This window comes from Streptomyces sp. NPDC047028, assembly GCF_040644095.1.
Lineage (GTDB): Bacteria > Actinomycetota > Actinomycetes > Streptomycetales > Streptomycetaceae > Streptomyces.
The window spans coordinates 9,324-33,458 of record NZ_JBEYVS010000038.1 but is presented as its reverse complement, the minus strand read 5'-3'; the positions used below and the strand labels follow the sequence as shown (position 1 = coordinate 33,458).

Genomic DNA, 24,135 nt, shown 5'->3' with positions numbered 1-24,135 from the left:
GTCGTTCGGGCGGCGGGACGGGGACGGCCGCGGGGCCGCTCCCCCACGGCATCCTTCCCGATCACCGGGTGTCCGCGCCATGCCGGGTCCGGACGACGTGGTGTCTCAACGACGCGGCCGCGACGCCGGGTTGGCCCGTGAACCCTCGTGTGCGCGCAGCGGAAGACCCCACCGGCCGTGCCGATGGGGTCTTTTTCCGGGGAGCGTGTCAGCCGTTCCGGGAGGGGCGGAAGCGGCGGTACAGGGCCACGCCCGTGAGGAAGAAAGCGGCGCCGCCCGCGAGCGCGGGGGCCGTCGCGTCCGCGCCGGTGTGCGCCAGCATGGGGCCGGACTCCACCGGGTGCAGGGCACGGGGAGCCGGGTGCGCCTTGACGGGAGCCGGGGTCTCACGTGTGGGTGGCTGCGAGGTGTTCACCGACACGTTGCCGTCGGCCGGGTTGCCGATGCCGACCACGTTCACCGAGTTGCCGCTGACGTTCACCGGGAGGTGGACGGGGAGCTGCACGCCGTTGCCGGAGAGCACGCCGGGCGACCCCTCGGTGACGCCCTCGGCCGTCGCACCGCCGTGGCCGGCCGGTCCGCCGTTCCGGGTCGTCGCACCGTGTGCGCCGGCCGCGCGGTGGTGACCGGCCTTGTCGCTCGCGGCGGAACCGGTGTTCGCGCAGGTGTTGCCGGCGGCCGGGTTGAGCAGCCCCGCCACGTTCACGGTGTTGCCGCACACGTTCACCGGCACGTGCACCGGAAGCTGGATCGTGTTGCCGGAGATCACCCCGGGCGAGCCGGTCGCGGAGCCGTCGGCCAACGCGCCGTCGGCCGCGAACGCGGAGGACACCGGCAGCGCCACAGCCATCGCGCCGGAGGCCGCCACGGCTGCGATCACACCGTTTCGGGTGGCCCGATTCATAGGTTCCCTGCCTTCCAGTGATGGTCACGGGTTGTCACCCGCACCTCCTCAAACCGTGACTGCACCATCCGGGTTATGGCTTGTCCGCCTTTCACTCCATCGGAGGACACGGTCCTTCGAACCGCGCGTAAAGCACTCGAATGATCGTCGGGGCGGAGACGGGACGGAGATCAGGACGGAGAACGGGACGGCACATACGGAAAACCGCGCATAATACGGCATCACGGACAGCCCCGCTCGCCCGGAGGCGGGCCCCCCGGGGCCCGCTTATGGTGAGCCGAGGGCGCCGTCCCAGGTCCGCTGCGGGCGCCCCGGGAGGCGATCGATGCTGGCCAAGCTGTCCCCACGGTCCGCCGTGCGGCGCTGCGCGGGTTCCTCGGTCGTCGCGCTGGCCCTGCTGCTCACGGCCGGTCCGCCCGTGGGCGCCGCCGGGCACCCCGGCCCGGACCTGTCCCGGTTCTACCGGCAGAAGATCGTATGGGCTGCCTGCAAGGGCCCGGAGATGCCCAAGGACCTGCAGTGCGGAAAGGTGACGGTCCCCCTGGACTACGCCCGGCCCGGCACGGGCACGCTCGACCTGGCGCTGGCCCGGTACCGGGCCACGGGGGCGTCGCGGGGTTCGGTGGTGCTGAACTTCGGCGGTCCGGGCGGTCCCGGCGTCAGTGAACTCGCCGCCGCGGGCAAGCAGTTCATGGACCTGACCGACGGCTACGACGTGGTCACCTTCGATCCGCGCGGTGTCGGCCGCTCCTCCCCCGTCAGCTGCGGCGAGAGCGAGGACGACGAGTCCTCCGACGCCGGTCGGCCGAGCACCGACCTCGATCACCCGCAGGCCCTGCTGAAGCAGCTGCGGGAGATGGCCGCGCAGTGCGTGCGGCACTCCGGCCCGGTGCTGCGGCACATCGGCACCGTGGACGCCGCCCGGGACCTGGACGTCATCCGCCGGGCCCTCGGCGACAAGAAGCTGAACTACCTCGGGTTCTCGTACGGCACCCGGCTCGGCGCGGTGTACGCGGCCGAGTTCCCGGGCAAGGTCGGCCGGCTGGCGCTGGACGGCGTGGACACGCTGACCGAGCCGCTGTCCGAGCAGGGCATCGCGGGCGCCGAAGGACAGCAGACGGCGCTGGACGACTTCCTCGACTGGTGCGTGACCGACGTCGCCTGCCCGTTCGGCCAGGACCGGCGCGCGGCCGGCGAGCAGGTCGAACGGCTCGTGCGCTCCCTCGACGAGAACCCGGTGCCCGGGGACTTCGGGGGTTCGTTCTCCGGTCAGGACCTGGTGGGCGCGATCGGGCAGGCGCTGTACAGCAAGGAGCTGTGGCCGGCGCTGGAGCGGGCGCTCGGCTCACTCGTCGAGGACGGCGACACCCGCCGTATCGAGAGCTTCTCCTCCGGTGCCTTCGCGCTGCCGCGCCGCAAGGACGGCGGCCTGGTCGCCCCGCAGGACGTGCCCGCGGACAACCTGCCGGCCGCGCTGATGGCGATCAACTGCGCGGACGATCCGGACCGGCCGACGGCGGCCCGGATCACCAAGGACCTGAAGGACCTGCGCGCCGCCTACGAGCAGGCGTCGCCGGTGTTCGGCGAGTACCGGCTGACCCAGCTGCTGATGTGCTACGGCCGGCCCAGGGGCACGGACTTCATCCGCGACCGGGTGAAGGACGTCCACACGCCGCTCATGCTGCTCGTCGGCACCCGCGGGGACCCGGCGACGCCGTACCGCTGGACCGTGGAGACGGCCCGGCGGCTCGGCTCGTCCGCGGTGGTCCTGGACAACCGGAGCGAGGGACACACCGGTTACGCCTCGTCGAAGTGCGTGCACCGCAAGATCGACGACTTCCTGCTGTACGGCACCCTGCCGCCGTCCGGCAGCTCGTGCCCGGCCGACGTGACGCCCTGGAGCACGGTGCCGGACACCGGCGACTGATCCGGGGCGCCGCGTGGGCGGGCTCAGCTCAGGGTCAGTTCCGGGGAGTACTGGTCCAGCCAGCCCGCGAGGTCGAGGGTGCGTTCCAGGCCGCGCCGGTCCGCCTGGGCGCTGACGGGGGTGTCGCGGTCGGCGGCCCGCTGGACCTTCTCCCGGTCGACGAGGTCGAAGACGCGGTGGGAGGGCCGGGAGAGCAGGTCCTTGGCCTGGTCCTGGAGGGCGCGGGCGTAGCGCGGGTCCTGGGTGGACGGGTAGGGGCTCTTGACACGGTCGTAGACAGAGCGTGGCAGGACGTCGGCGGTGGCCTCCCGGAGCAGGCTCTTCTCGCGGCCGTCGAAGGACTTCAGGGACCAGGGCGTGTTGTAGACGTACTCGACGAGGCGGTGGTCGCAGAAGGGGACGCGGACCTCCAGGCCGACGGCCATGCTCATGCGGTCCTTGCGGTCGAGCAGGGCACGGACGAACCGGGTCAGGTGCAGGTGGCAGATCTGCCGCATGCGGTACTCGAAGTCGCTCTCGCCGTCGAGGCGCTGGATGCCGGTGACGGCGGTGCGGTAGCCGTCGGCGATGTACGCCGGCAGGTCCAGGGCCTTGGTGACGTCGCCGCGCAGGATGCCGGCGTCCTCGCCGAAGTGGCGGCCGAAGCTGGCCAGCCAGGGGAAGGTGTCGGCGCGGCGGGCCTCCTCGTCGAAGAACTGCAGGTAGCCGCCGAAGACCTCGTCGGCGGACTCGCCGGACAGGGCGACCGTGGACTGGTCGCGGATGGCTCGGAAGAGGAGCAGCAGGGAGGCGTCCATGTCGCCGAAGCCGGCCGGCAGGTCGCGGGCGCGGATCACCTGCGCGCGTACGGCGGGGTCGGCGAGGGAGTCGGCGTCGAGGACGATGTCCTGGTGGTCGGTGCGGGCGAGGCGGGCCACGTCGTGCACGAAGGGCGTGTCGGGGGTGCCGCGCAGTTCGTCGGCGATGAAGTTGTCGGCCTGGCCGACGAAGTCGACGGCGAAGCTGCGGACCCGCTCGCCGTGTTCGCCGAGCTGTCCGGCGGCGAGCGCGGTCATGGCGGAGGAGTCGAGGCCGCCGGAGAGCAGGGTGCAGCGCGGGACGTCGGCGACGAGCTGGCGGCGCACGATGTCGTCGAGGAGTTCGCGGACGGTGGCGATGGTGGTGTCGCGGTCGTCGGTGTGCGGGCGGGTCTGAAGGCTCCAGTAGACCCGGGTTGTCAGGCCGGAGCGGTCGACGGTGACGACGGTGCCGGGTTCGACCTCGCGCATGCCGTCCCATACGGCGTGGCCGGGTGTCTTCACGAGGACGAACAGCTCGCGCAGGCCGTCCAGGCCGACGCGCGGGCGGGCCAGCGGGTTGGCGAGGATGGCCTTGGGTTCGGAGCCGAACAGGACGCCGTCGGGGGTGGGGTGGCAGTAGAACGGCTTGATGCCCATGCGGTCGCGGATCATCACGAGCTTGTCGTGGCGGCCGTCCCAGATGGCGAACGCGTACATGCCGTTGAGCCGTTCGGCGACGGCATCGCCCCATTCGAGGTAGCCGCGCAGCACGACCTCGGTGTCGGAGTCGGTGGTGAAACGGTGTCCGCGGTCGGTGAGTTGACGGCGCAGTTCGGTGTAGTTGTAGGTCTCGCCGGAGTAGACGAGGGCGACGGTTCCCTCGGGCGTCCGCGCCGTCATGGGCTGGCGGCCGCCGGGGAGGTCGATGATGGCGAGCCGGCGGTGGCCGAGGGCGGCGGGTCCCTCGGCCCAGGTGCCGCGGTCGTCCGGGCCGCGGCAGGCCATCGTCTCGGTCATCGCCTGGAGGGTCGTGGCCTCGGTGGTCAGGTCGCGGTCGAAGGAGACCCAGCCGGTGATGCCGCACATACGCGCTTCCTCCTGCCTCGGGCGGGCGGCCGTCTCCGTGACGCGCAGGGGACGGGGAGGGCCGCCAAACCAGTTGTATCAAGCACCTATGTGGCGAGCCTCCGTCAGGCGCCCGTGGCGGTCAACGCGGTCACGGCACGGCCGGCTGCCGCTCCCACCCGGTTTCGGCCGCGTTTTGCCCGCGCGAGGGCGAGCGTCGGCGGTCGTACCGGGCCGGTCCCGTCCGGAACCGGCCACGGGCAAAAACTTCGCCAAGGCCCGGATCGTCACTCCTTCGGGGCGAGGAACGCGTCCAGGGCGGCGGTCAGCTCGGCGGGCTTCTCCAGGGGCAGTTCGTGGCCGGCGTCGACGATGCGGACGACCGCGTCGGGGTAGGCCTTCGCCATGCGCAGCATCTGCGCCACCGGCAGCTGGATGTCGTGGTAGCCGTGCACCAGCAGGGTGGGAACGCGGATCTCCCCGACGCGGTCGAGGACGTCGAAGGCGCGCATCGCCCCGTAGCAGGTCATGACGACCTCGCGCGGGGTGGCGGCGGACGCCTCGACGCATGCCCGGATCTCCTCGCGGGGGTGACCGGGGGCGAAGGCGCGCTGGATGTTGGCGGCGACGAACAGCTTGAACGGCACCAGCGTGGAGACCGCCATCAGCAGGCCCCGGCCCCGGCTGTAGGTCATGCGGCTGATGGAGTTGACCAGCACCAGGCGCTCGACCCGTTCGGGATGGGACAGGGCGATGGTCTGGGCGATCATCCCGCCCATGGAGTGCCCGATCAGGACGCAGCGGTCCACGCCGAGGTGGTCCAGCAGGGCCAGCACGTCCGCCGCCAGGGCCTCGATGGTGGGCGAGCCTGCACCGTCGCTCTCGCCGTGCCCGCGCAGATCCAGGCGGATCACCCGGCGCCCGGCGGAGAAGTGCTCGGTCTGGTGGTCCCAGCGGTGCCGGTCGGCCGTCCAGCCGTGTACGAACACCAGGGGCGCGCCGACGCCGTCGCGGGGGCCTTCGTCGTCGTAGGTGAGTCTCGCGCCGTCGACGTCGAGCTGCGGCATGGGGCGCCTCCTGGGGTCACATGGGTTACTGACGGGTAGGCTAGACGGCCGGTGCGGTGATCGTCACCGGTGTGCGCCGAGGAATTCGAGGATGTGCCCGAACACGTCGAGGGCGGCGCCCCGGCCCAGGAAGGTGTCCAGGTGGCCGTAGCCGGGGATCTCGGTGTAGGAAACGTCCAGTCGGGGCTGCCGGTGGACCAGCACCTGGTGGCAGAGCTTCTGCGAGTCCAGCCACAGCCCGTTGTCGCTGCCCGAGAGCAGCAGCAGCGGCGTGTCGATGCGGCCGGCGGCGTCGAGCGCGTTGGGCGGGAGGGCCCGGTAGCGGTGGTCGGTGTCGTGCCAGCGGACCACGCTGCGGGCCAGCTCGATCCGGCGCAGGTGGGGCAGGATCCACAGCGGGGCGGGACCGAGCAGTTCGGCGAGCCGGTCGTGGGTCGCCTCGGCGAGGTTCTCGTGCCGGAACAGCGAGGCGCCGCTCCCCCAGGCCGAGTTGTGCAGGATCTGGCAGGTGGGGTCCGGGCAGCCCGCCCCGCGCGAGGCGAGCGCGAACAGCGGCGTGTACTTCGACCACAGGCCGACCCTGCGGAAGTCGACCGGGATGTGGTCGATCCGCGTCTTGAGCAGCTCTCCCGCCACGGACATCCTGAGCGAGGTCCGGCCCGCCAGCTTGGGCGTGAGGAACACGCCCTGGGTCACGACACCGGCGAGACCCGGCACCAGCCCGGCCGTCATGCTCAGTGAGAGGGACAGCGCGCCGATGCAGTGGGCGACCACGAACAGCGGCCGGTCCCCGATGCGCTCCCGGATGCGGGCGACGGCCTCGGGGATGTCGTACAGGGCGACGTCGTCGTAGGTGTAGCGGCCGCCCGACTCGTTGTACGGCAGCCGGCAACTGCCCCGCCAGTCCAGCAGCCAGGGCTCGTAGCCGTCGCTCAGGAGGACGTCGACGAGGTTGCGGGTCTCGGGCAGCGTGAACATGTCTGCGGAGGCGGTGTGTCCGTGCAGCAGCAGGACGGCGGGCCGGTCCGGCGTACCGCCGTCGACGCGGGTCAGGCCGAGCCGGACGCCGTCGCTCGCGCGGAACGGGACGTCCTCGACGCGGGCCGGGTCGAGGCGGTGGCGCAGGGGGCGCAGGGCGGCGCCGGTGCGCACCTTGCGGAGCGCGGGGCGGGCCGTCCGGGCGGGGGTGGCCTTGAAGATCATCGCTGGTGCTCCGTGAGGGTCGGGGTCCGGCGCAGGTCGAGCAGGTCCGCTGCGGCCCGGGCGAACGGGGCGGCGAGGCCTCGGCCCATCTCCAGGCCGAACCAGGCGAGCCAGGTCAGTTTGGCGGCACGCTTCTCCCGGGCGGTCAGGCGCGGGTCCACCCGGATTCCGTCGATCTGGTCGCGGACGTAGGAGTCGGCGGGTACGACGACCTCGCCGAGCAGACTCGCGGCCTCGCCCTCGCGGCCGATCTCCACGGTGAGCGCGCGGGTCTGCCGCCACAGGTCGCGGCGGGCCCGGGCGTACTTGCGGCCCTCCAGCCACCACCGGCCGCCGTCGGCGTCGCGCAACGCGAGTCGGTAGCACAGGAGTTGGTGGCGCATGCCGTGCTGCTGGGGGATGCCCTCCTCGGGCCGGACCCACACGTCGCCGCGCTCCACGGTGAGCGGTCCGGGATGGACGGCGGTGCAGGTCACCGCGCCGGTGACGTCGACCCGGCGCTCCGTGACCAGCTGGTACATGCTCGCGATGGACAGGGTCAGCGCCATCGAGCAGGGCACGTCGGCGCTCGCGCCGACCGGGCCGACCGTTCCCTCGGTGGTCTCGGCGAACCACAGGTAGGGCTGGTCGTCCTTGTGAGGCAGCCGGGCCAGCCCGTCGTCGGCGAGCTTCTCGAAGGTCTTCAGCTGGGCGCGGGCGTCGTAGCGGGCCGCGGGTTCGAGGCCGAGGGCGGCGACCAGGGCGTCGGTGCGTTCGGTTCCGGCGGCGGGGCCCGTGAGGGTCGCCTCGCACAGCTTGAGCGCGGTGGGGCTCTGCAACACGCGGGACAGAAAAGCGAGTTGGGGGACGGGCTCGGCTTCCAGCCGGGCGAGGGTGTCGGTGCGCCACTCGTCCCAGTCCTGGACGCGCACGTGCATGCCGCCGAACGCCATGTCCCGGACGACGTCGTCGAGGGTGTTGGGCACGCCGGTGAGGTTGTAGTCGAAGCCCCACGCGTCGGGTTCGAGGACCGCGGCGACCGCGACCCGGCTCACCCAGTCCACCGGAGCCGCGTTCAGGCTGCGGAACACCGGTACGGTGCGGAGGCGGCCGAACGCCGAGATCAGGCCGCTGCTGAGGTCCTGCGGGTTGTAGGCGCCGGTGCGGGTGTGGCCGCCGATTCCGCCGGGGCGCAGCGCGGTGACGACGAGTCCGTGGTCGCGGGCGCGGCGCAGCGCGACCTCGGCGGCCCACTTGGACTGGTCGTAGCCCGAGACGAGCCGGTCGACGTGGGCGAGGGGGTCGTCCTCGCCCATCGCCGTGATGCCGACCTCGTTGAAGACGGCGATGGACGAGATGTGGTGCAGCGGCTTGGGCCGTCCGGTCACGGCGAGTTCGGCGAGGGTGAGGGCGCCGAGGACGTTGCTGCCGCGCAACGAGTGATAGCCGCGCAGGAAGTCCACGGCCGCCGCCACGCCGACGACACTGTCGAGTTCGTGCGCGAGGGTGAGCCAGCGCTCCTCGTCCAGGCCGAGGCGGGGCCGGCGGATGTCGCCTGGGAGCACGGTGATCCGGCGGCGCACCTCGCCGGACCAGGGCAGCCGGTAGCTGCGCAGTTGCTCGCCGAGCCGGGTGGCCGCCGCCGCCTCGTCGTCAGCGCGGACCAGGCAGTACACGTGGGCGTCGCTGTGCCGCAGCAGGTCGAGCAGCATGTGACTGCCGAGGAACCCGGTCGCCCCGGTCAGCAGGACGCGGCGGGGCGGCAACGGCTCGGGCACGTCGGTGAAGGGCAGCCGGTCGGCGAGCGCCAGGTCGGCGAGGATGCGGTCGAGGTCCTCCTGGCGGGCCCGGGTGTGGGGCGGACGCACGGGCGCGGGCGTGCCGGTGGTCGCCGACTCGGTCGCCGGGAAACTTCCGGAGGCCACCCGAGCCGCAGGACCGGCCGTACCGGCCGTACCGGGTGCGGACGCGGAGAGGCCGGCTGAAGCGACCGGGCCGGGTAGGGCAACGGTTCCTTCCGGGACGGCGGGGGGCTGGGGCGGCGCCGCCACGGGTATGGGTCCGCCGAGCAGGGGCAGCCAGCGGCGCGCCAGACTCATCGGGCGGGCGTCCGCGAACACCTCGTCCAGGTCGACCTCGATGCCCAGCTCGGCCTCCAGTTCGGCCACCAGCTCCACGGCGTCGACGGACGTCCCACCAGCGTCGAAGAAGTCGGCGTCGGCCGCGAGCCGCCCGGAGGGCAGATGCCGCCCGGCGGCAGCGACGATGACGGCCACCAGGCCGTCGGCGTCCGGCGTGGCGACCGGGACGCGTGCGCCGGGCGGAACCGGCACCGCCACCGGAGCGGACGCCTCGGCGGAATCGGGGCGCTCAAGAGGGGCGACCTCCCCTGAGGATGAGAGCTGCCCAGGAGGCCTGTACTGCGCGGCCGGGGCCCGCACCTCAGCCGGGGCGGGCGTCCCGGCAGGAGCCGGCTGCTCGGCGCGCGCCGAGACCCCACCCGGGGCGGCACGCTCGGCCGGGTCCGACACCGCCGCCAGGTCAGCGTGGTCGGCGGTGTCCGGCTGCTCGGCCCGAGCCGGCGCATCCCCCGGAGCCCGTGCCCCCACCTGCTCGGCCCGCCCCACCGCAGGGGCACCCTGCTCAGCCTGAGCCGACGTCTCGGCCGAGCCGGACCGTGCGGCCTGAGCCGACGCTACGGACGGGACCACCGCCTCAGCCAAGGCGGGATGCTCGGCCGGGTCCCGTACGTCGTCGGCGGCGGCCGGCGTCTCGGCAGTGGCCGGTGCCCCGGCGACAGCGGTCCGCTCGGCGCGGGCCGGTGCCTCGCCGCCTGCCGGTGCGGCGGGCGGGGCCGGTGCCCCGGTCGGGTTCGCCGCGCGTACCTTGGCCAGCAGGTCGGTGATGCCGGGGCCGCCGCCCCGTTCGATCGACTCGGCGAGCGCCCGCTGGGCGCCGTACGCCGGGTCCTCGTTCATGTCACGCATGAGAGCCCTTCAGGTTGTGCGCGGTCCGGTCAGTCACTGCTGCTGCTCCCAGGAGCGGAAGGCCCGCAGCCGGCCGGGCGTGGCCACGACCTCCAGCCGTTCGTCCTCGGGGTCACCGCCGCCGAGCGCGGCCAGCAGCCGGCGGGCGGGGGCGTTGCGCGGGGTGTGCTCGGCCGTCAGCCGCACCTCGGCGCAGCCCAGTTCCTCGGCCCGGTCGGCGATCCGGGTGAGCAGCCGTTCCTCGACGCCCCGGCCGAGAGCGCGGCAGCTCATGAGCCAGGCGAGGACGTCGAGTCGGTCGCCGTCGGCGCGGAGCGCGAGCAGCGCGATCTGGCCGTAGTCGCCGAACCTGTCCCGGGCGGCGGCCGTCCACACCTCGCCCTGCTCGCGCCAGCGGGTGACATCGCAGCCGTCGGCGGAGCGGGCGCGCAGGGTGAACTGGTTGGTGCGGCGCACGAGTTGTTCGCCGCGTTCCGTGTCCGCCTCGGTCAGCTCGCGGATGTCGACCTCGAGGTCCAGCTGCGCGAGGAACTCGGCGAACCCGGCCCCCTCCCGGGCGGCGTCCCGCTCCTGTTCCTGTGCGTAGAACCGGGCCCGGAGGGCGTCCTCCGCGGTGGCCGCGGCCGGGACGACGGGCCACAACCGGCCGAGGAACGCGTCGAGTTCGCCGGCGGCCGGGCAGGTCACGGAGAGCACTTGCGGGAGGGCCGCGCGCATCTTGGCGATCTCGGCGGGGTTGTCGTCCAGGAAGAGGAAGCTGTCCAGACCGAGACCGAGGGTGCGCGCGGCTTCGGCGAGGCGGCCCGGCTTGGGGCCCCAGGCGGCGGAGAGCACGCTGAAGTGCTCCGCCTTGAGGAGGCTGTCGGGCCGGTCGAGCACGGCGCGGACGGTGGCCTCGTCGTTGTTGCTGACGAGCGCCAGCAGCGCGCCGGCGTCGCGCCATTGCAGCAGCCGGCGGGCCAGCCGGGCGCGGGAGCCGGCGAGGTCCACCGCCTCGGGGCCGGTCTCCCCGGCCACGCCGCCCCACAGGGTCTCGTCGCCGTCGACGGCGATGACCTTCGGTGCGGGCCGCCGCACCGCGCGGACCACCTCGGCCAGCCGCAGGGCCACGGCCGCCTGGAAGGCCGGGGTGAAGGGCAGGTGGGCCAGCCGCTCGGTGCGCGGGTCGAACGGGTCCTCGACGGGGTGGTCCCGGGTCCAGTCGTCCGGGCCGAGCACGGCGACGCCGGGCACGTCCGCCAGGTCGGCGAGGACGCCGTCCTCCCAGTCGCGGAAGCGGTCCTCCAGACGCGCGGTGGGCAGCACCCCGACGACCAGGGGCTTGCGCGTGCGCTCGGCCAGGGCCTTCAGCGCGGCCGGGTAGGCGGTGCGCAGTTCGGCGAGCAGCGTGTCGTCCACGGTGCCGAAGCGCTCCAGGTCGGTGGCGCGCAGCAGGACGGCGGACAGCGTGTTCGCCGGGTCGGCGAGGACGCCGGCCGGATCCTGGAGAGCAGCGAGCACCTGGTGGTACGGCGCCTCGGCCGCCCGCCCTGCGTCCTCCTCCAGCGCCGCCTCACACATCAGGGGCAGGTTACCGAGGGCGAAGGTGGCGGCGAGGGCGACACCGGGCCGCGCGGTCGGGCCGGTCGGGCCGGTCGGGCGTACGACGTCGTCCGCGTCCTCGGCCGTCCGGGCGAGCAACCGCAGGAACTCCTCACCGAGTTCGGTCGCGGTGCCGGCGTCGAGGATGTCGAGGCTGTGGTCGAGCCGGACCGTGCCGGCGTCCGGGGTCATGGTGATCATCAGGTCGAGGTCGGAATGGCCGGGGCCGGCCGGGAGGACGTCCAGGTGGGTCAGCCGGCCCGAGAACCGGACGTAGTTGAAGTACACCTCGACGAGCGGTGCGTCGGGCCGGTGCAGGCCCTGCCGGGCGAGGGTGGCGAGGACGTCGGAGAACATGGCGCCCTTGGCGAGGATCCGCTCCAGCCGGCCGTCGGTGCGGCGCAGCACGTCGGCGACCCGCTCCCCCGCCGCGGCCTCGGCGGGGAACGGCACGGGGACGCCGAAGAAGCCGACCGCGCCGAACGCGTCCGCGTGGATACGGGTGTCCACGGGCACCGCGAGCACGAACCGCTCACGCTCCCGCTTCCTGGCGAGCAGCACGGTGAGGGTGCCGAGGCAGAACGCCGCGGGCGTGACACCGAGGCGGCTCGCGGCGGCCGCGACCTGTTCCATGAGCCCGTCGGGAACGGTCACGGTGACGCTGCCGGACCGGTAGGACCGGGTGTCCGGGCGGGGCCGGGCGAGCGTGAGGTCGAGCCGTTCGCTGCCTTCGAATGCGGCGCGCCAGTCGTCGCCGGGGCGGTCGCCGCCGCCCTGCTGGGCCTCGACGAGGAGGTCGATGTCCCGGTTGGTGACGGTGCCGTCCAGCGGGGTGCCGGAGAGTTCGGCGTCGATCTCGGCGGCGACGAGCAGGAGCGACTGGAGGTCGCTGACCGCGTGGTGGGCGCCGTAGAGGAGGAGTTGGCCGCGCGGGTCGCCGTCGACGAGTTCGAACCGCCAGAGCGGCGTGCGGGCCAGGTCGAACGCGGGTTGCAGCAGCAGCCGGAGCCGCTCGGCCGGGTCCGGTTCGCTCAGGTCCTCGGTCCAGAGCAGCAGCGGGGCCGGCGGCTCGCGGTCCACCCGGAGCAGACGTCCGCCGTCGGGGCCGGTGACGACGGCGGTGCGCAGGGCGGCGTGCCGGGCGGCGAGCCGGTCGAGGATGCCCGTGAGGGCTTCCCGGGTGGTGGGTGCGGTGAGCCGTACGGCGAGGCCGACGCCATGGGCCGCGTCGGGCATGTCCGGCCGGGCGCTGCGCAGGAGCCGTACGACGTCCCGGGTCGCGGGCCGCAGGTCCGTCTCCGGCACCTCTCCGTGCGGACGCTCGTCGCCGGCGTCCGTCGTGGCGTGTTCGGGCAGGGCCGCCGCCAGGGTGCGGGCGAGGCCGCGGATGTCGGCGGCGGAGAACACCTCGGCGGCCGGCAGGTCCACGCCCAGCTCGCGGGCGAAGGCGTTGCGCAGCCGGACCAGCATCAGCGAGTCCAGGCCGAGTTCCTTCAGCGCCGTGGTGGCATACACGTCGACGGCACCGCCGGACACCTCGCCGACGCGGGCCCGTACGTAGCCTTCGAGCCACTCGGCGCGGTCCGGCCCGGGGGCGGCCGCGAACACCTTGCGCACCAGGTCGTCGGTGTCCCCGCCGCCGGCCGGGGCGGTGACCAGGTCGGCCAGGATCGGCCGGTCGCGCGCGGCGTCCGGGTCGAGGGCGAGGAGGTCCCAGTCGAGGGAGATCGGGGCGAGCTGGCGCCGGGCGGTGCCCAGCACGCGCTCGAACAGTTCGCCGCCGTCCTCGGCGGAGAAGGCGATCAGGCCGGAGCGCCTCGTCCCGGCGGCGCGGGTCCCGGACTCGGCGACCATTCCGACGCCTGCCCAGGCGCCCCAGTCCAGGCTTAGCGCCCGCCGTCCGCTGCGGGACAGGTGGTGGGCCCAGGCGTCGAGGAAGGCGTTGGCCGCCGCGTACGGGCTCTGTCCGGCCGAGCCCAGCAGGCCGGCGGCCGACGCGAACAGCACCAAGTCGTCGGCCTCGGGGACGAGTTCGGTGAGCAGGGCGGTGCCGAGCACCTTGGGAGCGAGGACACGCCGGACGCGGTCCTCGGTGAGGCCCGCGAGGGTGGCGTCGTCGAGGACACCGGCGGCGTGCACGACGGCGGCGACGGGGCCCGCCGCACGGCGTACGGCGTCCAGGGCGGCGGTGAGCGCGACGCGGTCGGCGACATCGGCGCGGGCCAGGTGCACGGTGACCCCGCGCTGTTCCAGGTCCCCGATCCACGCGCGGGCGGCGGCGTCGGGGGTGCCGCGGCTCAGCAGCGCGAGCCGTCGCACGCCACGGCGGGCGAGCCGTTCGGCGACGACCCGGCCGAGGCCACCGAGGCCACCGGTGATCAGGTGCACGCCGTCGGTCCGGACGGGGTGTCCGGCGTCGTCGGGGCGAGTGCGGGCGAGGCGCGGCACGAGCCGTCCGGTGTCGCGCAGGGCGACGAGGCGTTCGTCGTCGGCGTGCCACAGCTGCGTCCACAGCGCGTCGGTACCGCCCTCGGCGGGCAGGTCGACCAGGGTGGTCGCCAGTTCGGGGTGCTCCTGGGCCACGGCCAGCCCGAAACCCCAGGCGAGGGCCTGCTCGGGATGCGCGACGGCGGCGCTGTCCGCGGTGGTGTTCTCGCCGCTGGTGCTGTCCGCGTCGGCGCCGCCGATGCCGTCCCCGGCGGCCTGGCTGCCGCGTACGACGACGAAGAGGCGCGGTGCCTTGCCGTGCCCGTGCGGCCGTTCGGTGAGGGCCCGGACCAGGTGCAGGGTGGTCAGGCAGCACAGCCGGGCCGCCGCGTCAGCGGTGCGGTCGTCGTGGACGGCCGGTGCGTCGAGCGCGGAGAGCTGGACGACGCGGGCGGGCGGGACGTCGGCGAACGCCTCGTCGAGGAGCCGGGTGAGCTGGGCGGGGTCGGCCGGGTCGAGGACGTACCGGCCGGGGCCCTCGACGCCGTACGCCGCTCCCCTGCGCCCCACGACCACCGGTGCCGAGCCGGCCATGCGTCCGGCCAGTTCGCCGGCCAGTCCGTCGGCGACTCCGGTGTCGTCGGCGAGGAGTAGCCAGCCGCCTTCGGCGGGCGGCTCCTGGGCCTCGGGGCGTGGCTGCCAGCGGGTCTCGAACAGGGCGCCGTCCAGCGGGGAGAGCGCGGCCAGCCGGAACTCGTCCGCCGCGAGGAGGAGTTGGCCGTCCTCGTCCCACAGGCGCAGGTCCAGGGTGGCGGTGTCGCCGGCCGCCGAGCGCAGGTCGCAGCTGACCCACGCGGGTGCGGTGCGCCGGCCGGTGTACCGGAGCCGTCCGGCGCCCGCGGGCACGAACGCCCGGCCCCGGGGGCCGTCGGCGGGCAGCGCGGCGGCGTGGAACGAGGCGTCGAGGATGGCGGGGTGCAGGAGGTGGCCGGCGGCCGGACGGGCGGCGAGCCGGGCGACCGCCGAGGTGCCGTCGCGGTGGCCCTCCTCCAGCCCCCGGAAGGCGGGGCCGTAGTCGATGCCGAGGGCGGCGAGCCCGGCGTAGACGGCGGGCAGGTCCACCGGCTCGGCGCACCGTTCACGCAGCGCGGCGAGCACCGGGCCGTCGTCCGGCTGCTGTCCAGGGGAGGTGACGAGCCGTCCGGTGACGTGGAGTTGCCATCGCGGGGTGCCGGCCGGCGTGGAGGAGATCGTGAAGTCGCGGGAGCCGTCCGCCGCCGGCCGCAGCACGAGCTGGAGCCGTACGGGCCGGCCGGCGTCCAGGCGCAGGGGCTGGACGAAGCGCACGTCGGCCAGTTCCGTGGCCGCGTCGCCGGACACCTGGTCGGCGGCTTCCAGGGCCAGGTCGAGGAAGGCGGCGCCGGGCAGCCAGACCTCGCCGGTGACCCGGTGGTCGGTCAGGTAGGCGAAGCGGCTGTCGTCGAGGTCGATCTCGGTCTGGAAGAGGTCGCGGCCGGGCTCGTCGCTGGCCTGGACGTGGGTGCCGAGCAGCGGGGAGCCTCCGGTGCTGCCGGAGGCGGACGGAGCGAGCCAGTGTCGTTCGCGGGCGAACGCGTAGGTGGGCAGGTCGGCGCGGCCGCCGTGCGGGAACTGCGCCGTCCAGTCGGGGGTATGTCCGACGGCGTACAGCTCGCCGAGCCGGCCGAGGAGGACGTCGTGGCCGTCGCGGCCGCGGCGCAGCGAGCCGACGCCGGCCGCGTCCATGCCGGCCTCCGCCGCGACCGCCTCGATCGACGGCAGGAGCGAGGGGTGCGGGCTGAGTTCCACGAAGTACCGGTAGCCGTCGTCCAGCATGCGGCGGACGGTGTCCGCGAAGCGGACCGGGCGGCTGAGGTTGGCGAACCAGTACGCGGCGTCCAGGCTGTCCCCGGCGACCGGTTCGGCCAGGACGGACGAGTACAGCGGGGTCGGTGTGCGGGTGCCGCGGATGCCGGCGAAGCGGTCGAGGAGCCGGTCGCGCAGGGGATCCATGAGCGGGGTGTGCGAGGCGAACGGCGTCGACAGGACGCGGGCGGGCACACCCCGTTCGTCCAGCAGTCGGCGCAGTTCGGCGAGCGCGTCGCCGTCGCCCGACACCGCCGTGGCGCGGGGGCCGTTGACGGCGCCGACGAACAGCCGGTCCGCGTACGGGGCGAGCAGGTCCTCGACCTCTGCGGCCGGGAGTTCCACGGCGAGCATCCCGCCGTGCCCGACGAGCGGGACGACCGCCTCGGCGCGTCCGGTGACAGCGGTCACCGCCTCGTCCAGGGTGAGGGCGCCGGCGGTGTAGGCGGCGGCGATCTCGCCGAGGCTGTGGCCGACGACCCCGTCCGGGGTGACGCCGAGTTCCCGCCAGGCGGCGGCCAGGGCCGCGTTGACGGCGAAGAGGACCGGCTGGAGGTACTCGGTGCGCTCCAGCGGGGAGAACTCCTCGGGCGCGCGCAGCACGTTGAGCACCGACCAGCCGACGTGCCGCTGTACGGCCTCGTCGATCCGGGTCAGCTCGGCGCGGAACGCCACGGACTGGCCGAGCAGTTCCAGACCCATGCCGGTCCACTGGCCGCCGTGCCCGGAGAACACGAAGGCGACCTTGCCGGCCTGTTCGACGCGGGGCGGGGGCACGGGCCGGCGTCCGGCGGCCACCGCCTTGAGGGAGGACAGCAGTTCGTCCCGGTCGCCGGCGACGACCGCCGTACGCCAGGCGAAGTGGCTGCGGTGCCGGGCCAGGGTGTGGGCGACGTCCGTGAGCGGGGTGCCGTCGGCGATGTGGCGTGCGAGCCGGGCGGCCTGGTCGCGCAGCGCGTTCTCGGCCCGCGCGGAGAGCACGAACAGCCGCTTGCCGTGGGGCGGTTCGGGGTTCTCGGGGGCCTTGGCCTCGCCGGGGCCGTCCAGCTGTGCTGCCGGACGGTCCGGGGCCTCCTCGACGATGACGTGGGCGTTGGTCCCGCTGATGCCGAACGCGCTGACTCCGGCCCGGCGGGGCCGTCCCGGGGTGGCCGGCCAGGCGACCGGCTCGTGCAGCAGCCGTAGCCCGCTGTCCACCCAGTCGACGTGCCGGCTGGGCGTGCCGGCGTGCAGGGTGCGGGGCAGCCGTTCGTGGCGCAGCGACTGGACGACCTTGATGAGGCCGGCCACGCCCGAAGCGGCCTGCGTGTGGCCGACGTTGGACTTCAGCGAGCCGAGGTGCAGGGGCCGCTCCGGGGGGCGGGTGGGGGCGAAGACGCGGGTCAGCGCGCCCGCCTCGATCGGGTCGCCGAGGGTGGTGCCGGTGCCGTGCGCCTCGATGTGGTCGAGGTCGGCGGGTGCCAGCCCGGACCGCTCCAGCGCGCGCCGGATCACCTGTTCCTGGGCGGGACCGTTGGGGGCGGACAGGCCCTGGCTGCGGCCGTCCTGGTTGACGGCGGTGCCGCGCAGCACGGCCAGCACCTCGTCGCCGTCGCGCTCGGCGTCGGCGAGCCGCTTGAGGACGAGCATGCCCGCGCCCTCGGCCCAGATCGCGCCGTCGGCGTCGTCGGAGAAGGAGCGGCAGCGGCCGGTCGGTGACAGGCCGCGCAGCCGGCTGAACTCCACGAAGGTCTGCGGGGTCACCATCAGCGTCACCCCGCCGGCCAGGGCGAGGTCGCACTCGCCGGTGCGCAGCGCCTGGGCGGCCAGGTGGGTGGCGACCAGGGAGGAGGAGCAGGCCGTGTCGACGGTCATGGCCGGTCCGTGCAGTCCGAGGGTGTACGCCAGGCGGCCCGAGGCGACGCTGAGCGCGGAGCCGGTGCCGACGTAGCCGTCGAGCTGGTCCAGGCGGGAGCCGGCCAGGTAGTCGCTGCCGAACATGCCGACGTAGACGCCGGTGGTGCTGCCCGCGAGGTCGGTGGGGACCGTTCCGGCGCGCTCCAGCGCCTCCCAGGCCGTCTCCAGCAGCAGCCGCTGCTGCGGGTCCATCGCGGCGGCCTCCTTCGGGGTGATGCCGAAGAAGCCCGCGTCGAAGGAGTCGATGTCGTCCAGGAAGCCGCCTTCGCGGGCGTAGGACTTGCCGGGGGCGTCGGGGTCGGGGTCGTAGAGCGCGGCCACGTCCCAGCGGGCGGCGGGGAAGGGGCCGACGGCGTCGCGGCCCTCGTCGAGGAGCCGCCACAGGCCGTCGGGGTCGGTGACGCCGCCGGGCAGCCGGCAGGCCATGCCGACGACGGCGACGGGCTCGTCGGCGGCGGGCGCCGGGGCGGCCGTTCGGGGCTCCTGCCGGGGTGCGGGTGTGCCGAGCACATGGGTGAGGAGGTGGGTGGCCAGCCGGTCGGCGGTGGGGTGGTCGAAGAGGAGGGTGGCGGGGAGCCGGGTGCCCAGGCGGGCACCGATGCGGTTGCGGAGTTCGACGGCGGTGACGGAGTCCATGCCCAGGTCGCGCAGCGGCTGGTCGGGGCGCACCGACTCGGCGGAGCGCAGGCCGAGGGCGCGGGCGACCTCGTCGCGGACGAGGGCGAGGACGCGTGCGGCGCGTTCCGGCTCGGGCAGCCGGGCGAGGCGGTCCGCGAGGGCGTCCCCGGCGTTCCGGCCGGTGCGGGGCGGGGGCAGCAGTGCGCGCCACAGGGCGGTTCCGGCGGCGTCGGTGCGGCGCAGCCGGGGCAGGTCGAGGGACCAGGCGACGAGGTGCGGGGCGTCGCGGCGCAGGCTCAGCAGGGTGAGGTCGCGGCCCTGCGCGGGCGTGAGGGCGCGGTGGCCGAGGCGGGCCATCCGGTCGAGGTCCGCGTGGGCCGCGGCGAGGCCCTCGCCGGCCCAGGCGCCGAAGGAGACGGAGCTGCCGGGCAGGCCCAGGGCCCGCCGGTGCTGGGCGAGTTGGTCGAGGAAGACGTTGGCGGCCGCGTAGTTGCCCTGGCCGGCGTTGCCGACGACCCCGGCGGCCGAGGACACCAGCAGGAACAGGTCCAGCGGGGTGCCGGCGGTGAGCCGGTGGAGGTGGGCGGCGCCGTCGACCTTGGGCGCGAGCACCCGGGTCAGCCGCTCGGGGGTCAGCTCGGCGACGACCCCGTCGTCCAGGACTCCGGCGCAGTGCACCACCCCGCGCAGGCCGTCGCCGGCCCGGGCCAGCACGCCGGCGACGGCGTCGGCGTCGGTGACGTCGCAGGCCACGACCTCGGCCGCCGTGCCGAGCACGGCCAGTTCGGCGAGGGTGTCCCCGGCGCGGGGGTCCTCCGGTCCCCCACGCGCGGTCAACAGGAGCCTCGGCACCCCGTGTTCGGCGAGAAGACGCGCGATGTGCCGGCCGACGGCCCCCAGGCCGCCCGTGATCAGTACGGTCCCCTCGGCCGGAACGGGGGCGGGGCTGCTGCCGGCGGGGCGGGCGCGGACGAGCCGGGGCGCGAGCAGGCCGGCTTCGCGTACGGCGAGTTCGGGTTCGTCGGGGAGCGCGAGGGCGGCGGTGAGGGCGGGTACCGGGTCGCTGTCGTCGAAGTCGAGCAACGTCAGGCCGAGGCCGGGGTGTTCGGCGCGGGCACTGCGGGCCAGCCCCCACAGCACCGACTGGGCGTACCCGGCCACGGGGTCCCCGTCGACCGCGGCGACCGCGCCGCGCGTCACCCAGACCGTCCGGGCGGGCGCCTGCTCGGCGGGCAGGGCGATCAGGGCCTGCAGTTCGGCCAGCGCGGTGGCGGCTAGCACGTGGGCCGCGGCCGCCGGTTCCGCGTCCGGCTCGGGCCGCGGCCAGAAGCGTACGGCGATGTCGGCGCCGGAGGCGATGTCGCCCGGTTCCCCGTGCGGGCCACGCAGTGCGGCCTCCGTCACCGGGTCGCCCGTGACGGTCCACCGCACCCGGCTCACGGGCGGGGGTGTCCCGGTCACGGCCGTCCAGGCGATCTCGTACAGGTGCCGGGCGTTCTCCGTGCCGGTGTCCAGGTCGGCCGGGTCGGCGGCGCGCAGGCGTACGTCCGCGAGGTGCCCGGCGGGGAGGCCGTCGGTGTCCCACAGGGTCACGTCGAGCGTCACGTCGGTGGCGGTGTCGCCGGTGCGGCGCACCCGGGCGGTCAGTTCGCCGGTGGCGCCGGGCGGGAGGGCGCAGCGGCCCACGGCGACGGGCAGCAGCACGCGCCCGTCGCCCTTTCCGAGGGCGGCGGTCACGTGGAGGGCGGCGTCCAGGAGGGCCGGGTGGAGCGGGTAGGGGTCGGCGGAGTCCCGTGCGGCGGCCGGCAGGGCGAGGCGGGCGAGGAGTTCGCCGTCGCCGGTCCTGACCGCCGACCGTACGCCCTGGAAGGCGGGGCCGTAGCCGAGTCCGAGGGCCGCGAGGCGGTCGTACGTCTGATCCACCCACGCCTCTTCGGCGGATTCGGGCCAGGAGGGGGGCGGGTCGGCGGGGAGCGGCGGGGAATCGGCGGCGGAGGCGGTGGCGTGCAGGGTCCAGCCGGTGGTGTCCTGGCCGCGCGGGCGGCTGTGCACGGTGATCTCGGGCGCGGCGCCGGCCGTGACGACCTCGACGGACACCTCGACCGTGCCGGAGGCGGGCAGCACGAGGGGGCTGAGCAGGAGCAGGCCGGTGACGTCGGCCGGTTGGTCGGTGCGGGCCACGTCGAGGGCGGCGCGGCACAGCTCCAGCAGTGTGGTGCCGGAGACGACGGTGCGGCCGAAGACGGTGTGGTCGGGCAGCCAGTCCGCGGTGGCCGGGGACCACTCGCCGCGGAAGGTCCAGCGGGTCTCGTCGGCGGACTGGAGCTGGATGCCGAGGAGCGGGTGGCCGGCGCGGTCGAACAGGCCGGCGCCGCCGCCGGTGGTCTCGGGTTCGGTCCAGTGCCGCTCGGGGTCCCAGGCGTAGGTGGGCAGGTCGGCCCGCTCGTCGGCGGGGACCGTGCGGCGCCAGTCGATCCGGCGTCCGTGGACGTGGAGTTCGGCGGCGGCCCGGTCCAGGCAGGCGGGGCCGTCCTCGTCACGGCGCAGTGAGCCTACGGCGGTCAGGTCGTGCCCGGTGTCCTCGCCGACCGTGCCCAGGGCCGTCAGCAGCGAGGGGTGCGGGCTCAGTTCGACGAAGTGGCGGTAGCCGTCGGCGAGCATGCGTTCGACGGTGGGCGCGAGGCGGACGGTTTCGCGGAGGTTGGTGTACCAGTAGTCGGCCGCCAGTTCGTCGGTGACGGGTTCGGTGGTGACCGTGGAGTACCAGGTGATGTCGGTGGGGCAGGTGAGGACGCCGTCGAGGTCGTCGAGGAGGTCGGCGCGGACCGGTTCCACCTGGGCGCTGTGGGAGGCGTAGTCGACGTCGAGGCGGCGGACGAAGACGCCGCGCGCTTCGAGGCCGTCCAGCAGAGCCTGGAGTGGTTCCACGGCGCCGGCGACGACCGTGGCGCGACCGCTGTTGACTGCCGCGACGGAGATCGTGTCGCCGTGCTCGGCGAGCGCTGCCCGCACCTCGCTCTCAGGGAGCGCGATCAGGGCCATGGTCCCGCTCCCGGACAGGCCGGTCAGGGCCTGGCTGCGCAGGGCGACCACGGCGGCGGCGTCGTTGAGGCTGAGCGCGCCCGCGACGCAGGCCGCGGCGACCTCGCCCTGACTGTGCCCGAGCACCGCGTCGGGACGGACGCCGCGGGCGCGCCAGACCGCGGCCAGCGACACCATCACGGCGAACAGCACCGGCTGGACGACGTCCACCCGGTCCAGGGAGGGCGCGCCGGCGTCGCCCCGCAGCACCGCCGCGACCGACCATTCGGTGAAGGGGCGCAGGGCGGCGTCGCAGCGGTCGAGTTCGTCGGCGAAGACGGGGTCGCGGTCGAGCAGGTCACGGGCCATGCCGCTCCACTGGGCACCCTGCCCGGGGAAGACGAACGCCAGCTTGCCGCCGGGCGCGGCCCGCTCGGGCCCGACCGTCGTCTCCGGCTCCGGCCGTCCGTCGGCGAGGGCACGCAGAGCACCGAGGAGCCCGTCCCGTCCGGTCGCTTGGATCACGGCACGGTGGTCGAAGTGGGTGCGGTGGTGGGCGAGGGTCGCCGAAACGGCGGGCAGCGACAGCCCGGGGCACGCGTCGAGGGCACCGGCCAGCCGGGCCGCCTGGGCACGGAGGGAGGAGAGGCTGCGGGCGGAGAGCGGGAAGAGGGTGGGGGCGGCGGAGGCGGCCCCGGCGTGCGAGGTGTCTTCGGCGGGGGCGAGGGGGGTGTCTTCGACCGGGGCGGCCAGGGGGACTTCGGCCGGGGTGGCCGGGGTGTCTCCGGTCTCGGCGTGCGGGGCGCCTTCGGCCCGGGCGGCCGGGGTGACTTCGGCCTCTGCGGGCGGAGCCTCGCCGGACGGGGCGTGCGGGATGTCCTCGGGCCGGGCGGCCGGGACGTCTTCCACCCGGGCGGCCCAGGTGACTTCGGCCCCCGCGGGCGGAGCCTCGCCGGACGGGGCGCCTTCGGCCGGGGTGTTCGAGGAGTCGCCGGTTCGGGTCCCCGGAGTGTGTTCGGTCGGCGCCTCCTCGAGGATCACGTGGGCGTTCGTGCCGCTGATGCCGAAGGCGCTGACGCCGGCCCGGCGTACGCGGCCCGGGTCGCGGGGCCAGGGGCGGCCGGTGGTGAGGACGTGCAGGCCGCTGTCGGTCCAGTCGATGTGGTCGGTGAGGCGTTCGGCGTGCAGGGAGGGCGGCAGGTGTTCGTGGCCGAGGGCGAGGACGGTCTTGATGACACCGGCGATGCCTGCCGCCGCCTGGGCGTGGCCGATGGCGGACTTGAGGGAGGCGATGCCGAGGGGGCCGTCGGGGGCGCGGCCGGGCCCGAACACGTCCGCGAGGGCGCGGAGTTCGATGGGGTCGCCGAGTCGGGTACCCGTACCGTGTGCCTCGACGTGGTCCAGGTCGTGCGGCGAGAGGCCGGCGGCGTCCAGGGCGGCGCGCAGCACTCGTTCCTGGGCGGGCCCGTTGGGGGCGGAAAGTCCCTGGCTGCGGCCGTCCTGGTTGATCGCCGAGCCCTTGACGACGGCCAGGATCCGGTCGCCGTCCCGGCGGGCGTCGGCGAGCCGCTTGAGCAGGACCAGGCCGCAGCCCTCGGCCCAGACGACACCGTCCGCGTCCGCCGAGAAGGGGCTGCACAGGCCCGACGGGGACAGCCCGCGCAGCCTGCTGAACTCGACGTGGCCGCGCGGGGTGACCATGAGGGTGGCGCCGCCGGCCAGGGCCAGGTCGCACTCCCCGCCCGCCAGTGCGCGCGCCGCGAGGTGCAGGGCGACCAGCGACGACGAGCAGGCGGTGTCGACGGTCACCGCGGGGCCCCGCAGACCGAGGGTGTAGGCGAGGCGTCCGGAGGCCACCGCGGCCGCCGAGCCGGTGCCGACGTGCCCGTCGAGCTGTTCCAGCGGGGCGGACGCGAGGTATCCGCTGTCGTACAGACCGACGTAGACGCCGGTGGAGCTGCCGTTCAGGGACTCCGGGACGATTCCCGCGCGTTCGATCGTCTCCCAGCCGGTCTCCAGCAGGAGCCGCTGCTGGGGGTCCATGGCGGCGGCCTCGCGCGGGGATATCCCGAAGAAGGCCGCGTCGAAGCGGTCGATGCCGCCGTCGAGGAAGCCGCCGCGCAGGGTGTACGCCTTGCCGGCGGCCTCGGGATCGGGATCGAGGAGTCCGCTGGTGTTCCAGCGGCCCGGCGGTACCTCGGTGATGGCGTCCCGCCCGGCGGCCAGCAGGCGCCACAGCGCCTCGGGCTCGTCGGCGCCGCCGGGGAAGCGGCAGGCCATGGAGATGACCGCCACGTCGTCGTCGGGCCGGGCGGGCGCCGGCCGGGCCGCCCCGGACGGCGCCGGGGCCGGCGGCCGGGCGAAGACGGCCCCGGCCACCTCGGCGATCGTCGGGTGGTTGAAGACGAGCGACGGTTCCAGCGGAAGGCCGGTCCGGGCGGCGAGTTCGGCGGCCAGGGTGACCAGATGCCGGGAGCCCAGCCCGAATTCGGCGAGCGGGCGGTCGGGGTCGACGGTGTCCGGGGCGATTCCGGCCGACGCGGCGACGGCCGACGCCAGCCAGTCCCGGACGCCCTCGGAGGTCGTCAGGGACGGCTCGGAGACATGCTGCGGGGACTCGTTCTCGGGCATGGGTCAGGTGTCCTCGTGAACTTGGGCTCGGACGGGCGGCCGTAGCGGCGGGAGGGGCACGGTACGGCGAAGAAGAAGGGTGTACGGCGGGACGCGGGAAGGTCGGGCGGGCTGGTCCGTCCTTCGGCGCGGACGGACGACGCACCCGGTACGTGACGGGGCCGGG

7 protein-coding genes are annotated in these 24,135 nt (G+C 74.9%); 1 reads left to right on the top strand and 6 read right to left on the bottom strand.

The window, feature by feature from the left end:
* Nucleotides 1–208: 208 nt before the first annotated feature.
* A complete protein-coding gene (locus ABZ854_RS28420) occupies nt 209–904 on the bottom strand; it encodes a chaplin (protein WP_361216049.1) in 696 nt (231 codons plus the stop codon).
* 325 nt (nt 905–1,229) lie between these two features.
* On the opposite strand from ABZ854_RS28420, the gene ABZ854_RS28415 reads away from it, so the two are divergent.
* Nucleotides 1,230–2,831: an alpha/beta hydrolase gene (locus tag ABZ854_RS28415; protein WP_361216046.1), complete on the top strand. Its 1,602-nt coding sequence runs from the start codon at nt 1,230–1,232 to the stop codon at nt 2,829–2,831.
* Nucleotides 2,832–2,854: 23 nt separating this feature from the next.
* Here the strand turns inward: ABZ854_RS28415 and asnB are convergent, their stop codons facing one another.
* The 5 genes from asnB to ABZ854_RS28390 form a co-directional block, all read right to left on the bottom strand.
* On the bottom strand, nt 2,855–4,696 hold the full coding sequence (asnB, locus tag ABZ854_RS28410) for an asparagine synthase (glutamine-hydrolyzing) (RefSeq protein WP_361216044.1): 1,842 nt from the start codon (nt 4,694–4,696) through the stop codon (nt 2,855–2,857).
* Nucleotides 4,697–4,962: 266 nt separating this feature from the next.
* On the bottom strand, nt 4,963–5,742 hold the full coding sequence (locus ABZ854_RS28405) for an alpha/beta fold hydrolase (protein ID WP_361216041.1): 780 nt from the start codon (nt 5,740–5,742) through the stop codon (nt 4,963–4,965).
* A 63-nt stretch (nt 5,743–5,805) separates the two neighbouring features.
* A complete protein-coding gene (locus tag ABZ854_RS28400) occupies nt 5,806–6,945 on the bottom strand; it encodes an alpha/beta fold hydrolase (protein WP_361216038.1) in 1,140 nt (379 codons plus the stop codon).
* Entirely contained in the window at nt 6,942–9,902 is a 2,961-nt protein-coding gene (locus ABZ854_RS28395; RefSeq protein WP_361216035.1) for a thioester reductase domain-containing protein, read from the bottom strand. Before ABZ854_RS28395 ends, ABZ854_RS28400 begins: the two co-directional genes overlap by 4 nt.
* A gap of 42 nt (nt 9,903–9,944) precedes the next feature.
* Complete coding sequence (locus ABZ854_RS28390; protein WP_361216032.1) at nt 9,945–23,969, bottom strand: SDR family NAD(P)-dependent oxidoreductase; 14,025 nt, start codon at nt 23,967–23,969, stop codon at nt 9,945–9,947.
* Nucleotides 23,970–24,135 lie beyond the last annotated feature (166 nt).